Below are 14,954 nucleotides of genomic sequence, written 5' to 3' on the forward strand. Positions count from 1 at the left end.
ACAGCATTGCACACAACACCCCGAAGCCAAGCCTCGCCATGACAGACGCGGAGCGCCGCCTGTTCAGGGAGCAGTCCGTCAATTGATACGGAGCGAGGATCCGAGCCGGGTGCAGGCCATCCGGACGATCCATTCATATCCTTAGGAGTTTTCCATGAAATCGAAGATTAATGTTTTTTTTGCGTCGGCCGTGCTTTCCATGAGCGCTACTGGATTTGCCATTGCTGCGATTGACGCTCCAGCCGGCGCCCAGAACACGGGCACGGTGACTGCCACAACGAGGCTGACAGCCGGTGAAGTGCGCAAGGTGGACCTTGAACAGAGCAAACTGACCATCAAACATGAGGCACTCGAGAACCTGGGCATGCCTGGCATGACAATGGTGTTCAAGGTTCCGGAAGCCACACTGCTCCAGGGCCTCAAGCAAGGCGACAAAATCCTGTTCCGAGCTGAAAAAGGCGAAGCAGGCTTCACAGTCGTGGCGCTTGAGCAAGCCAAGTAAGGCAATGGGTCCGGGAGACAACGATTGGCCATCGACTCAAGCGTACTTCGATCTAGCCTGACCCAAAGGTGGAGAACGGCTACCCGCGGTATGTCTTGAGCGCAAGCTGCGCATCCCCTTCCTGTTGCGCTGATTCAACCTGTCCGATCCGGCTATAGAAGAGGCAGGTGCAACTTCACCCGGCGCAGCAGGACAGCTGGTTCACATCTTTGTTGAAGGTCTGCGCGCAGAGCTTCAAGCCCTCGACCATGGTCAAGTATGGGAACAACTGGTTGGCCAGATCCTGCACGGTCATGCGCGAGTGGATGGCCACCACGGCCGTCTGGATCAGCTCGCCCGCATCCGGCGCGACCGCCTGCACGCCGATCAACCGCCCCGAGCCAATTTCGGCCACCAGCTTGATGAAGCCACGGGTGTCAAAGTTGGCCAGCGCGCGCGGCACGTTGTCCAGGCTCAGCGTACGGCTGTCGGTCTCGATGCCCTGCCGGCGGGCCTCTGCCTCGCTCAACCCCACCGTAGCCACATGCGGGTCGGTGAAGACGACCGCAGGCATAGCGCTCAGGTCGAGCTCGGCATCGCCACCGGTCATGTTGATGGCGGCACGGGTGCCAGCCGCTGCCGCGACATAGACAAATTGCGGCTGGTCAGTGCAATCTCCTGCAGCGTAGATCAGCGGGCTGTTCGTGTGCATGCGTTTGTCGATGACGATGGACCCCTGTGCATTGACGGCGACACCCGCCGTTTCCAAGGCCAGGCTGGGCGTATTGGGTGTCCGGCCGGTAGCGACCAGCAGCTTGTCGGCACGCACTTCGCCCTGCCCCGTGGTCAGCACGAATTCGCCGTTCACATGGGCGACCTGGCGGGCTTGCGTGTGTTCCCGCACCTCGATGCCCTCGGCACGAAACGCGGCTGTGACGGCCTCGCCGATGGCCGGGTCCTCGCGGAAGAACAAGGTGTTGCGCGCCAGAATCGTGACCTGGCTACCCAGCCGGGCGAAGGCCTGCGCCAGTTCCAGCGCCACCACCGACGAGCCGATGACCGCCAGTCGTGGCGGAAGGCTCTCGCTCGCGAGCGCTTCGGTCGAAGTCCATAAGGGAGTGTCCTTCAAGCCCGGGATCGGCGGCACGGCCGGGCTGGCACCGGTGGCGACCAGGCAGCGGTCGAACGCCACCACGCGCTCGCCGCCATCCTTCAAACGGACGACAAGGCTTTGGTTGTCCTTGAAACGCGCATCACCGTGCAGAACGGTGATGGCCGGGTTGCTGTCCAGAATGCCCTCGTATTTGGCGTGGCGCAACTCATCGACTCGGGACTTCTGCTGGGCCAGCAGAAGGCCGCGGTCAATCGCAGGCGCGGTCGCTGCGATGCCACCGTCGAATGGGCTTTCTCGGCGCAAATGGGCGATGTGGGCGGCGCGGATCATGATCTTGGACGGCACGCAGCCGACATTGACGCAGGTGCCGCCGATGATGCCGCGCTCGATGAGGGTCACATGCGCGCCTTGCTCGACGGCCTTCAGCGCCGCCGCCATCGCGGCCCCGCCGCTACCGATGACGGCGATATGCAGTCCACCCCCATCACCGCCAGCCTTGTCGCCGCCGCCCAGCCATCCCAGCGACTTGCCAATCAATCCGCTCTGCACTGAAGTGGATGGGGCATCGGCGAGTGTGGCCTTGTAGCCGAGGCCTGCCACGGCAGCGGTGAGCGCCTCTGGCGAGGTGCCGGGATCGGTGGCGAGTTGCGCAGAGCTGTTCGGGTAGGACACCAGCGACGACAGCACGCCCGGCACTTTCTCCAGGGCTTCCTTGACATGTGTCGCGCACGAGTTGCAGGTCATTCCGGTGATACTCAAATACATTGCATCGTTCCTTTTCGTTTCGGCAACTGCCAATGCAGTTAGCCGTGTTTGGGTGGTAGTTCGCAGCGGCGGTTGGCCGGTGAGAGCAGATCCCAGATCGACACCCCGACCATCAAGGCCAGACCGACATAGAGGAGGTTCTCCGTCCACCAATTGCCAAAAAACAAGAGCATGGCCGCCAGCACGATAGCTGGGCCGACCATCCCGAGCAGGCTCCGGTGCCATTGCCTGTGACTCAGCCAACCTAGCGCATATGCCAGCAAAGCCAGAGCGGCAAACAAGGCATAGCCGGGTGATGAACAGGCCCTCGTACTCGCTCAAAAAGCCCAGCCCTATGGCCGTGCCGAAGCTGGCGAGAGCCGGAAAGCAGGCCCCGCAGCCCATGGCGGACACGACGGAGCCCAGCCCGCCGGCCTTGTTGCCTATGGAGTCGAGAAGGTTCATGGTGATTCGCCAGAGTTGACGGGGTGGCTCAGCGCTTGACGCTGGATGGGTAGCCGGCGTCCTCGGTCGCCTTGGTGAGCTTCTGCACGCTGGTCCTGCCATCGTCGAAGCTGACAACGGCTTGCCGTTTCTCGTAGCTTACCTCGACCTTCTGCACGCCATCGACTTTGGAAATTGCCTGCTTGACGGTGATCGGGCAAGCGGCGCAAGTCATGCCCGGTACGGCCAGCGTGACGGTCTGGGTAGCGGCCCACACGGGCGCAATGACGGCAGCCAAGGCAAAAGCGGAAAGCAACTTCTTCATGGTGGGCTCCTGTGGTCAATAAAAAAGTGGTGCGATGTACGGGAATCCGAACGCGACCAGCACCAGCGCGGCAACGACCCAGAAAAGGAACTTGTAGATCGCTCGTATCTTGGGAATCGCGCACACGTCTCCCGGTTTACAGGCTTGCGCCGGACGGAAGATGCGCCGCCAGGCGAAAAACATGGCCACCAGTGCCACGCCAATGAAAACGGGACTGTAGGGTTCCAGCGCCGTCAGGTTGCCGATCCATGCTCCGCTAAATCCCAGGATGATCAGCACCAGCGGCCCAAGGCAGCAGGTGGACGCGAGGATGGCGGCCAGCCCTCCAGTGAAGAGCGTCCCGCGCCCATTTTGCGGTTCAGCCATGTGCGTTTCCTTTCGAATCTGAATGGGATGGCGTAAGCTTACTTCCGTAGTCATGTACGGAGTCAAGCGATATGAAAAGCGAGTTGGAGAATCTGACCATCGGCGTTTTTGCCAGGGCGGCCGGGGTCAACGTGGAGACCATCCGGTTCTATCAGCGCAAGGGGTTGTTGCCAGAGCCGGACAAGCCTTATGGCAGCATCCGCCGCTATGGCGAGGCGGATGTCACACGGGTGCGGTTCGTGAAATCAGCCCAGCGGCTGGGTTTCAGTCTGGATGAAATTGCCGAACTACTGCGATTGGAAGATGGTGCGCATTGCTCGGAAGCCAGTAGCCTGGCCGAGCGCAAGCTCACGGATGCGCGCGCGAGAATGACCGACTTGGCGCGCATGGAGACCGTGCTGTCTGAGTTGGTGTGTGCCTGCCATGCGCGCAAGGGGAACGTTTCCTGCCCTCTGATCGCGTCGCTGCAAGACGGAACGAAGCTCGCTGAGTCGGCGCGGGGGAGTCACGGGTTGGCTACGCCTTAATGTGCTTTATTTCGGTTTTCTGAGACGCCCCATATTTACTCTTTTAAATCAATAGCTTAGGTTAATTTTTTCGAATTTTTCAGAAATCACGGCCACTCCTCGGATGTGCGTAGCGACAATTGGAGCCACAAAGGCAGAACGACATCATGCAACGAGAAGAACAGCATCTGGCTGGCGTGGGTATGAACCACGACCAAAACGCGGGGCACGGCCACCAGGGCAGGCCCATCAATTCAATGAAACTGCTGAGCCCGTTCGTACTGCGGAGCAAAACGAGTACACCTACCCAATGCACCCGCAGGTCCATCAGATCGGGACGCGGATTGAAACAGAGTTCGTCATGCGCCGAAAAATGAAAACAGACGCCCATCTGGATCCCGCCCTTGACGCCCGGCGTCGCTTGGGCACTCTCCTGTTCACGGTACCCAAGCTGTTGAACCGACACTTGCAGCCGGTACTCGGCTGGCGACGCTTTGTCCTCATTCCGAAACTCTTCGCTCTCGCAGGAACTTACAAGAAGCAATTCTCGAAGCCAGGCGACGACGCGCAACTGCGGCGGGTGAAAGACACTTTCCTGCTGGTTGGCGTCCTGTATAACGAACTGGTGAAGGCTCAGGGCGCCGAGCGGGCACTCTCCACAACCCAGTCCTTTCTGCACGACCTGGGATGTGCCGTCCAGCGGAAGGCGTACTTCCCGCCTGGCGGAAAGGCACGAACTTGGGATTTCTTCCACGATGCGCACGAAACGCAGATGCGGGAAGGTTTCATCAGTACCAACGAGAACGACGGCATCCAACGCTCGGACTCCCGGGTCACGCTCGACATCGTCCGGTGTCGGTTCCACGAATGTTTCAGGGACATGGGCAATCCGGCGATCACCCTGGCATTCTGCCGTTCAGACGAAACGGTTTTCAACGAATATTCGCCGATCATGCGCTTTCACCGCGGCGACTCTCCAGTCAACACGATTGCGAGAGGCGCGCCACGGTGTACGTTTATCTACGAACGGGTGTCGACCTGAAGCCGACGGGCTCGGACTATTTCAGCGCCAGTGTGAGTCTGACTTGCGGTAAGTCAATTGGCCGTCTGCTGAAGGCGTAGAAAATCTAAAAAAGATGAATGTGCTTACCCTGTGCGCGGGTTGGACCGGCTTCAACAAGCGCGCATGGCTATCGCAAGCTCAACTTAGGTTCAGACTAATATGCTAGGGCTGGCATCGGTTTTCGGGCAACAATCGCCGAAGGCGGAACTTTCGAGCGATCCACCGGTCACATGTCTCTTAAACTCAAGCAATGATCCGAAACCGCCACCAACGTCTGATCACAGTGCTCTTCGCACTGGTTAGCCTGCTGTTCATGCAGCTGGCGGTGGCTGGCTACATCTGCCCCGGTTCTGGATCAAAAATCGCTGAAGCGGCCGCCATGGCCGAGGCCGGCATGTCCTGCGCCGAATCCATGCCGCTCAATATGGACGATCAGCAACCCAACCTGTGCCAGGCACATTGCCAAGCGGGTCATCAGTCGGCCGACAAGCATGAGCTGTCCTCCCCCGTTGCCATCAGCGCTTTGCCTGCCAACTTCAGTTTGCAGATCGCCCTCCCCGTGTTTTCTGAAGCGCCGCTGCAGGCGCCTCATCTGCAGCGCACCACCGCTCCCCCTGTCGCCATCCGGAACTGCTGCTTCCGCCTCTGACCTCCCGGACCACCTGGCTCCTGTCTGATGCACCTCCCCGTGCATCGGCAGGTCGTTGTTCGTGCTCTGGAGGTTTTATGTCTATTTTTTTTCCGATTTCTCGGATCACGGCTGCCGCCTGGATGGTGGCCATGGCTTCTGCGTCGTGGGCTGCTGAGCCCTTGACCCTGATCGAGGCGCAGCGCCTTGCCGCCGGTCGATCCCAGCAATTGGTCGCCCAAGGGGCGCTCACAGCCGCTGCTCGAGAACAGGCCGTAGCGGCTGGCCAGCTCCCCGACCCGGTGCTCAAGTTCGGCATCGACAACCTGCCGGCCGACGGCGCGGACCGCGGCAGCCTGACACGCGATTTCATGACCATGCGCCGAATCGGCGTGATGCAAGAAATCACTCGCTCCGAAAAACGCCAGCTGCGGTCGGAGCGTTTTGAACGCGACGCGCAGCGGGTGCAGGCGCAGCGCCAGCTGACGCTGGCGAACCTCCAGCGCGACACCGCGCTGGCCTGGTTGGACCGGTATTACACCCAAGCCATGCGCGAGCTGGTGCAGCAACAGCTCGAAGAAACCCGGCTGCAGGTGCAAGCAGCCGACATCGCCTTTCGCGCCGGCCGGGGGAGCCAGTCCGACGTGTTCGCCGCCCGTAGCGCGGTGATCCAGCTGGAGGACCGGGTCAGCCAGATTGGCCGGCAGTCACGCAACGCCGGCCTGATGCTAGCCCGTTGGGTGGGCACGACAGATGCGGATCGACCGCTCTCCGGCTCTCCGCCCTGGCAAACCACCTCACTCCAGATTGGGGTTTCAAGCGAGCACATCAAGCAGCACCCTGATCTGCTCGCGATAAGTGCAGAAATTGACACTGTGGAAACCGATGCACGGCTGGCCCAAGCGAACAAACAAGCCGACTGGAGCGTCGAAGCCAGCTACGCCCAGCGCGGTCCGACTTACTCCAACATGATTTCCATCGGCGTCTCCATCCCATTGCAGTGGGATCAGAAGAACCGCCAGAACCGCGAGCTGGCCGCCAAGCTGGCCTTGGTCGACGAAGCCAAGGCCCGCTACGAAGACATGCTGCGTAACCATGAAGCCGAGGTGCGTGGCTGGCTGAATGACTGGCAAACGGGCAAGGACCGGGTCGCCCGGTACCGAAATGAGCTGATACCGACAGCCCGGCAGCGCACCGAGGCCGCACTGACCAGCTACCGCACGGGGAAAAGCGACCTGGCCGGAGCATTGGCCGCGCGCCGAGATGAGCTCGACACCCATATGCAGACCCTGACGCTGGAAATGGAAACCGCACGTTCCTGGGCCCAGCTCAATTTTCTCCTCCCCGAACACAGCATGCCGGCACAAGCCAAGGAACAGCCATGAACAAGAAATACCTTATTGCAGCGCTGATCGCTGCCGGTGTACTGGGCGCTGCAGGCTATGGCCTGTACGTCCTGGGCATGAAAAACGGCGGAAGTATGGCCGCCACCGCCATTCCAGGTGAAGCGTCGCCGACCCTAGCGGCGACACCTACAGCTGGACCCCAGAGCGTCGCCGAGGGCGAGGAAGCCACCCGCCGCCACATCAGCGCAGGTCTCAAAGCGGGTGATACCGATCCTGCCAGCGGGCGCAAAATTCTGTACTACCAAGACCCTATGATGCCGGGCAGCAAGTTCGACAAACCCGCCAAGTCCCCGTTCATGGACATGATGCTGGTGCCGGTCTATGCAGACAGCGATTCCGACCAAGGTAAGGTCACCGTTAGCTCCCGGATTCAGCAAAACCTGGGGGTGCGCACCGCAGTGGTCACCGAAGGCACGCTGTCGCCTCAAGTCTCTGCGGTCGGCAACATTGCCTTCAACGAACGCAACCAGGCCACGGTGCAGGCCCGGGCGACCGGCTATGTCGAGCGCTTGCATGTGCGAGCTACGCTGGATCCGGTGGCCAAAGGTCAGCCTTTGGTGGACCTGTATGTTCCAGACTGGGTGGCGGCTCAGGAGGAATTTTTGTCCCTGAAACGCATGCAGGGTAATGACCTCGGTTCGCTGGTGGACGGCGCCCGCCAGCGTATGCGGCAGGTCGGCATGAGCGACGAGCAAATCCGCCTGGTGGAGACCAGCGGGAAAACGCAGGCTCGCACCACGATTACTGCGCCCTTGGGCGGCGTGGTGGTCGAACTGTTGGTACGCGAGGGCATGACGGTGTCGCCGGGAATGACTCTGTTCCGCATCAATGGGCTTTCTACCGTATGGGCCAACGCCGAGGTACCCGAGAGCCAGGCGGGGCTGCTGCGCCCGGGTGCCAAGGTGCAAGCCCGCAGTCCGGCCGTACCCGGAACGACCTTCGAAGGCAGGGTGCAAGCCATCCTGCCGGACGTCAACGCGGCGACACGCACGATCAAAGCTAGATTGGAACTGGCGAACCCGGGCTCTCGCCTCGTACCTGGCATGTTCGTGACCATGCAGTTCATGGATATGCGGATGGAGAAATCCTTGCTGGCCCCTACAGAAGCCGTCATTCAGACCGGCAAACGCACGGTCGTGATGCTGGCCGAGGAGAACGGGCGCTTTCGACCGGTTGATGTCGAAACTGGTATTGAAAGCGGTGGCCAGACGGAAATCAAGCGCGGCCTGCAGACGGGCCAGCGGGTGGTGGTGTCGTCGCAGTTCCTGATCGACTCGGAAGCAAGCCTCAAAGGCGTGGAGGCCCGGCTCAACGAGGTGCCGAAACCCCCTGCCCCAGGCAGCGCACCACGACATACAGGTCAAGCCAAGATCGACGCCATTAGCAATGACGCAATCACTCTATCCCACGGGCCAATCCCGGCCCTTAAATGGGGAGCGATGAGCATGGACTTTAAGGCACCTCCGCCCCAAGAGCTACCGCGGAACTTGTCAGCTGGCGATACCGTTAATTTTGAGTTCTACATCGACCCGGAAGGTCTGCCTCAGCTCACCCGGGTGTCGCCTTCGGGTACTGAAACCGCTGCAACGCCAGCGGCCTCGAGGAGCACAAAGTGATCGCCCGGCTAATTCGCTGGTCCGTTGGCAACCGCTTCCTGGTGCTGCTGGCCACGCTGATGATCGCGGCTTGGGGCGTGTACTCGGTGATGAGAACGCCGCTGGACGCCTTGCCGGACCTGTCGGATGTGCAGGTCATCATCCGCACGACCTATCCCGGCCAGGCGCCGCGCATTGTCGAAAACCAGGTCACCTACCCGCTGACCACCACCATGCTGTCGGTGCCGGGGGCCAAAACGGTGCGCGGCTATTCCTTCTTTGGCGATTCCTATGTCTATGTACTATTCGAAGATGGCACCGACCTCTACTGGGCGCGCTCCCGGGTATTGGAGTACCTGAACCAAGTCCAGTCACGCCTGCCGGCGGCGGCCAAGGCCTCGCTGGGACCGGATGCTACCGGCGTTGGCTGGATCTACCAGTACGCCCTGATTGACCGCAGCGGTAAGCAGGATGCCGGGCAGCTGCGAGCGCTGCAGGACTGGTTCCTCAAGTACGAGCTCAAAACCGTGCCCAATGTGGCCGAGGTCGCCTCGATCGGCGGGATGGTGCGCCAGTATCAGATCGTGCTAGACCCGGACAAGCTAGCCGCCTATGCGATTCCGCATACCAGGGTGGTCGAAGCCATCCAGAAGGCCAACCAGGAAGCCGGCGGTTCGGTGCTGGAGCTGGGCGAGGCCGAGTACATGGTGCGAGCCTCGGGCTACCTGCAGAGCCTGGAAGACTTCCGCTCCGTTCCGCTCATGACCTCGGCGGCCGGCATCCCAGTGCGCCTGGGCGACGTGGCCCGCATCCAGATCGGCCCCGAAATGCGCCGTGGCATTGGCGAGCTGGACGGTGAAGGTGAAGCCGTCGGCGGCGTGATCATCATGCGTTCCGGCAAAAACGCGCTGGAGACCATCGCCGCCGTCAAGGCCAAGCTCCAGACCCTGCAGGCCAGCCTGCCCAAGGGTATTGAAATCGTGCCGACTTACGATCGATCGGGCCTGATCGAACGGGCCGTGGACAACCTCACCTTCAAGCTGCTGGAGGAGTTTCTGGTCGTGGCGGTGGTGTGCTTCATCTTCCTGTTCCACCTGCGCTCGGCGTTCGTTGCGATCATCTCGCTGCCGCTCGGAATCTTGGCCGCCTTTATCGTGATGCATTACCAGGGCGTCAACGCCAACATCATGTCGCTGGGCGGCATCGCGATTGCCATCGGTGCCATGGTGGACGCTGCCGTTGTGATGATCGAGAACGCCCATAAACATCTTGAGCATTGGGGCCGCGATCACCCGGGCGAAACGCTGCATGGCGAGGCGCGCTGGCGGGTCATTGGCGACGCGGCGGCTGAAGTCGGGCCGGCGCTGTTTTTCTCGCTGCTGATCATCACCTTGTCGTTTATTCCGGTGTTCACGCTGGAGGCCCAGGAAGGACGGCTATTCTCGCCACTGGCGTTTACCAAGACCTATGCCATGGCGGCGGCGGCCGGGCTGTCGGTGACCTTGATTCCCGTGCTGATGGGCTACCTGATCCGCGGCCGCATTCCCGATGAAAAGTCCAATCCCCTGAACCGCCTGCTGATTGCCATCTATCGGCCAATGCTGGAGGTGGTACTTCGCGCGCCCAAGCTCACCTTGCTGGCGGCAGGCGTCGTTTTGGTCATCAGCCTTTGGCCGCTACAGCATATCGGCGGCGAGTTCATGCCAAGGCTGGACGAAGGAGATCTGCTCTACATGCCCTCTGCGCTGCCGGGTCTGTCGGCCGGCAAGGCCGGTGAGCTGCTGCAGCAGACCGATCGGCTAATCAAGACCGTGCCCGAAGTCGCCAGCGTATACGGCAAAGCCGGCCGCGCCGAAACCGCGACCGACCCTGCGCCCATGGAGATGTTTGAGACCACCATCCAGTTCAAGCCACGCGATCAATGGCGAACTGGCATGACGCAAGACAAACTGGTGGAGGAACTGGACCGCATCGTCAAAGTGCCCGGTCTGTCCAATATCTGGGTGCCGCCCATACGCAACCGCATCGACATGCTGGCCACCGGCATCAAGAGCCCGGTGGGCGTCAAGGTGGCGGGGACCGATCTGATCACAATAGACCGCCTGACTGGCGAGATCGAGCGGGCGCTCAAAGACGTTCCCGGCGTCACGAGCGCCTTGGCCGAGCGCCTGACCGGCGGTCGCTACATCGATGTCAATATCAAGCGCGATGCGGCATCACGCTTTGGTCTCAACATTGCCGACGTGCAATCGGTCATCAGCACAGCAGTAGGCGGCGAGAACATTGGTGAGACTATCGAGGGTCTGCAGCGCTTCCCGATCAATATGCGCTATCCCCGTGAAATCCGGGATTCTTTGGAGAAGCTGCGCAGCCTGCCCTTTGTAACCGAACGCGGCCAGCGATTGGTGCTGTCTGATGTGGCCGACGTCCGCATCACGGATGGCCCGCCCATGCTGCGTAGCGAGAACGCGCGCCTGTCCGGCTGGGTGTATGTCGATATTCGCGGCCGCGATTTGCGCTCTGCCGTGCAAGACATGCAAAAAGCCGTCAACGAGAAGGTCAAGCTGCCGCCAGGCTATTCTGTCTCCTGGTCGGGACAGTTTGAGTTCCTTGAGCGCGCGACGGCCAAGCTCAAGGTGGTGGTACCTTTCACCCTGCTCATCATCTTCGTTCTCCTTTATCTGACTTTCAAGCGATTCGATGAAGCGTTCCTGATCATGGCCACGCTGCCGTTTGCTCTGGTGGGCGGCATCTGGTTACTGTACATCCTGAGCTACAACCTGTCGGTGGCCGGCGCGGTAGGGTTTATCGCCCTAGCCGGAGTATCTGCAGAGTTTGGGGTGATCATGCTGCTGTACCTGAAGACAGCGTGGGATGACAAGCTGAAACAAGGCAAGACCAGCACCGCCGATTTGTTGGAGGCCATCCGGGAAGGCGCCGTGTTACGGGTGCGCCCCAAGGCGATGACAGTAGCAGTCATCCTGGCGGGCCTTTTCCCCATCATGTGGGGCACTGGGACGGGTTCCGAGGTCATGCAGCGAATTGCGGCGCCCATGGTCGGAGGCATGATCACTGCGCCGCTTCTTTCGATGTTTGTGATACCGGCTGTCTATTTTTTAATGCGTCAGAGGCGTGGACAATCTGGTCGGATAGATGCTTCATAGTAAGTCCTTGCCTAATAGATTGTTACATTGCGACTATGCCCGCTAAAGATCCTCTTCAAACTTTGCGCACCGCCATTGATGCCGAACGCTTGGCAAACTTGAAGCGTATAACAGCTTTGAAAACTCTCTGCGATTCCATGGTGGCTTACCAGAATGGGACAGGCCCGGCACCGACAACTGAAGATTTCGAAGCTTGGCGTGCTCTAGTAGACGAAGCAATCCGAAGGCGCGAGGCGGGCCTATCCTAGTGAGTGATAGGCTGATAGGAACTTCAATGTGCTTGGTTATCCCCGATCACAAACGAAAATTGTTTACCGCTTGAGCAGGTCGATAATCTGACGGGAGCGAAGGTAATGCGCCCGGTTAAAGGGTTCCGGTTCTGGGAATTGGGACGTTGCTCCGAGGAAGGGCTCCAAAAAAAGCAGGCCTGGTTCAAAACTAGTACCTCGCCCGCTGCAGGCCCAGTGGCGACGTGCGTAGTTGTCGTGATCGCGAAAGTTCCATGCGATCTTTCCTTTGCGTAAATCCAAGACGCAACGTTGTTCCCATGCGCGAAAACTGTCAAAACAGGCTGCAGCCAAAAGGCTTGCGTTTAACCATGCTTCAAAATTTTTGGACCAATAAACTGAGGGAATAGGCGCGCTCATTGAAATCCAGCCCAGCAATCCATACGCAACGGCAGTGCGCTCGGGCCGTTCCGCCAGCCTAGAAGGAACGCGCCGACCCTCCCAATGCATACGCCACCGCATAAACGCCACTGCCGTCGGACAGAATGCGTCGGTTTTTGCTCCTTCGAGATCCCACCAAAGCGATTTCATTGCAAAGCGTGCGCAAGCCCGATGGGCGCACAGGCGGTGCCGCCACAAGTGACGGCGGATCGCCCTATAGATAGCCGTAGCCTCGGCAAGCTTCTGATCAGTAGCGTTTGCGATACTCTTGCCACTCGGCGATGCTCTGACTTTTTTAGTTTGAGTCAGACGTTTATTTTCATTCTCGTGCGTCTCAATAAAAGTGCTGATGGGCGCAAGCAGGTGCAACTCCTGCTGCGCTTGTAGGGATCCCTTGAATGAGACAGCCGTCAACACATCAGTCACAAAATGACGAAACGAGAGTGATCTCTGCCGGTTGTCCGGCTTGCTGAGCACAAGGGGCATAAACGGGCTATTAACCGACGCACGGCATTTTTCGATGAGCGTAGGTAGCTGGTCTGCAAATCTGATCATATCTACGTGACTTGCCAAAGCTGCTGCAGATTCGTCAGATAGAGCAAAGCCGTCAATAGGAGAGCTCAAACTCGGCGCAGCGTCTGAGCGACATCGGGGACAACAGAAAAGAGTTCCCCCGTAGGCGCGTGCAACTCGTACGGCAGTTGGGTTCCGCACTTCTTGCAGCGATGCTGTTGAATTCCGTTGAAGTCTGACCCGAGGGGGGTGCGGACAAAAACTTGGACTACCAGGAGGTAGTTCATGTATTCATACGAAGACAGGGTTCGAGCGGTCGAACTCTATATCAAGCTTGGCAAACGCGTCAGGCCAACCATCCGTCAGCTGGGTTACCCGACCAAGAATTCCCTGAAGGGCTGGTACCGGGAATATGAGCAACGGCTCGATTTGCCGGTGGGCTATGCGGGCCGCAAACCCAAGTACTCGCAGGCGCAGAAGGAGGCGGCTGTTGAGCATTACCTCACTCACGATCGATGCATTGCCGCCACCATGAGGACGCTGGGCTACCCCGGTCGCGGGACATTGACCGCTTGGGTTCGCGAGGCGCTTCCTGAGACCAGGAAAGCCGTAGTTGGCAGCGTTGGGCGCCGAAGGTATCCAGAGACATTGAAGCAGACGGGAGTCATGGCGCTTTGCAGTCGACAAGAAGCTGCGCAGGCGGTGGCTGAAAGATTAGGCGTTTGCAGGCCAACGTTGTACAACTGGAAGAACCAGTTACTTGGCCGTGAGGCTCCCGCATCCATGAAACACGGCAACAACTCACCGCCAGTGCCAGAGCGCGCGGAGCTGGAACGCCAGCTCGAATCACTGCAACGCGACATCCGGCAACTGCAGCTCGAACGCGATCTTTTAAAGAAGAAGGCCAATGAAATCTTAAAAAAAGGCCTGGGCGTCGACCTGCAACTCCTGACCAACCGGGAGAAGACATTGCTGGTTGACGCCCTCAAAGCGCTCTATGCCCTGCCAGAGCTCCTTGCTCGGTTGGCTCTGGCGCGCAGCTCGTACTTCTACCATCGAGCCCGTGTAAAGGTGGCAGACAAGTACCTTGCCGTGCGTGGCACCCTCACCGACCTCTTCGAGCTGAACCACCGCTGTTACGGCTACCGCAGACTGCAAGCCTCGCTGGCCAGGCAGTGCATCACCATCTCTGAGAAGGTTGTGCAGCGGTTGATGAAACAAGAAAGCCTGGTCGTTGCCAAGGCGAAGCGGCGTCGGTACGGCTCCTACCTGGGCGAAATCAGCCCAGCGCCCGAGAACCTCATCAATCGCGACTTCCACGCAGCGGCCCCGAACGAGAAGTGGCTGACCGACATCACAGAGTTCCAGATCCCGGCCGGCAAGGTGTACCTGTCGCCCATCATCGACTGCTTCGATGGCCTGGTCATCAGCTGGACCATTGGGACGCATCCCGACGCTGAGCTCGTCAACACGATGCTCGATGCAGCCATCGAGACGGTGGCCGGCGGCAATGACCGGCCCGTCGTCCACTCTGATCGTGGAGCACACTATCGCTGGCCCGGTTGGCTATCGAGGATCGGTGACGCGAAGTTGATTCGTTCGATGTCGCGCAAGGGGTGTTCGCCTGACAATGCTGCATGCGAAGGCTTCTTCGGACGGCTGAAAACGGAACTGTTCTATCCTCGGGACTGGAAGAGCACAACCATTGAGCAGTTCATTGAGGTAGTCGATTCCTACATCCGCTGGTACAACGAGAAGCGGATCAAGATCTCTCTTGGCTCTCTCAGCCCCATCGAATACCGAGAGAGTCTTGGACTTACGGCATAAACCAGTCCAAGTTAATGTCCGCACCCCCCATCCCCTCTGGGTGGGTCAGTTTTCGGTCAGCGCCAACACCTGGTGAGCGCGCGTCCTAAAAAAAGGCGCAGCCTCTGCCA

At 59.8% G+C, this 14,954-nt stretch carries 12 protein-coding genes and 1 pseudogene; 8 read left to right on the plus strand and 5 right to left on the minus strand.

Annotation, left to right across the window (positions count from 1 at the left end):
* Positions 1-154 precede the first annotated feature (154 nt).
* Entirely contained in the window at positions 155-502 is a 348-nt protein-coding gene (locus PSV05_RS04785) for a copper-binding protein (RefSeq protein WP_293595127.1), read from the plus strand.
* A 175-nt stretch (positions 503-677) separates the two neighbouring features.
* On the opposite strand, the gene merA is transcribed toward PSV05_RS04785, so the two are convergent.
* The 4 genes and pseudogenes from merA to merT all read right to left on the minus strand — a co-directional run bounded on the left by merA (position 678) and on the right by merT (position 3,474).
* A complete protein-coding gene (merA, locus tag PSV05_RS04790) occupies positions 678-2,360 on the minus strand; it encodes a mercury(II) reductase (RefSeq protein WP_300062294.1) in 1,683 nt (560 codons plus the stop codon).
* 38 nt (positions 2,361-2,398) lie between these two features.
* A pseudogene (gene merC, locus PSV05_RS04795) lies at positions 2,399-2,804 on the minus strand (organomercurial transporter MerC).
* 28 nt (positions 2,805-2,832) lie between these two features.
* Entirely contained in the window at positions 2,833-3,108 is a 276-nt protein-coding gene (merP, locus tag PSV05_RS04800; RefSeq protein ID WP_300062297.1) for a mercury resistance system periplasmic binding protein MerP, read from the minus strand.
* A gap of 15 nt (positions 3,109-3,123) precedes the next feature.
* Entirely contained in the window at positions 3,124-3,474 is a 351-nt protein-coding gene (gene merT, locus PSV05_RS04805) for a mercuric ion transporter MerT (protein WP_300062300.1), read from the minus strand.
* Positions 3,475-3,545: 71 nt separating this feature from the next.
* Between merT and merR the strand changes: the two genes are divergently transcribed.
* The 6 genes from merR to PSV05_RS04835 all read left to right on the plus strand — a co-directional run bounded on the left by merR (position 3,546) and on the right by PSV05_RS04835 (position 11,836).
* On the plus strand, positions 3,546-4,001 hold the full coding sequence (gene merR / locus PSV05_RS04810) for an Hg(II)-responsive transcriptional regulator (protein WP_300062303.1): 456 nt from the start codon (positions 3,546-3,548) through the stop codon (positions 3,999-4,001).
* Positions 4,002-4,290: 289 nt separating this feature from the next.
* Complete coding sequence (locus tag PSV05_RS04815) at positions 4,291-5,022, plus strand: L-2-amino-thiazoline-4-carboxylic acid hydrolase (RefSeq protein ID WP_300062306.1); 732 nt, start codon at positions 4,291-4,293, stop codon at positions 5,020-5,022.
* 271 nt (positions 5,023-5,293) lie between these two features.
* A complete protein-coding gene (locus PSV05_RS04820; RefSeq protein ID WP_300062309.1) occupies positions 5,294-5,692 on the plus strand; it encodes a hypothetical protein in 399 nt (132 codons plus the stop codon).
* 77 nt (positions 5,693-5,769) lie between these two features.
* Entirely contained in the window at positions 5,770-7,056 is a 1,287-nt protein-coding gene (locus tag PSV05_RS04825) for a TolC family protein (RefSeq protein WP_300062311.1), read from the plus strand.
* Positions 7,053-8,693 carry an efflux RND transporter periplasmic adaptor subunit gene (locus PSV05_RS04830; protein ID WP_300062314.1) on the plus strand — a complete coding sequence of 547 codons (1,641 nt, stop codon included), beginning with the start codon at positions 7,053-7,055 and terminating at the stop codon, positions 8,691-8,693. Before PSV05_RS04825 ends, PSV05_RS04830 begins: the two co-directional genes overlap by 4 nt.
* Positions 8,690-11,836: an efflux RND transporter permease subunit gene (locus tag PSV05_RS04835; RefSeq protein ID WP_300062317.1), complete on the plus strand. Its 3,147-nt coding sequence runs from the start codon at positions 8,690-8,692 to the stop codon at positions 11,834-11,836. Before PSV05_RS04830 ends, PSV05_RS04835 begins: the two co-directional genes overlap by 4 nt.
* Before the next feature lie 311 nt (positions 11,837-12,147).
* On the opposite strand, the gene PSV05_RS04840 is transcribed toward PSV05_RS04835, so the two are convergent.
* Positions 12,148-13,128: a hypothetical protein gene (locus PSV05_RS04840; protein WP_300062320.1), complete on the minus strand. Its 981-nt coding sequence runs from the start codon at positions 13,126-13,128 to the stop codon at positions 12,148-12,150.
* A gap of 174 nt (positions 13,129-13,302) precedes the next feature.
* Between PSV05_RS04840 and PSV05_RS04845 the strand changes: the two genes are divergently transcribed.
* Complete coding sequence (locus PSV05_RS04845) at positions 13,303-14,844, plus strand: IS3 family transposase (protein ID WP_300062323.1); 1,542 nt, start codon at positions 13,303-13,305, stop codon at positions 14,842-14,844.
* Positions 14,845-14,954 lie beyond the last annotated feature (110 nt).

It is taken from the genome of Thermomonas sp. (assembly GCF_029945965.1).
Classification (GTDB): domain Bacteria; phylum Pseudomonadota; class Gammaproteobacteria; order Xanthomonadales; family Xanthomonadaceae; genus Thermomonas.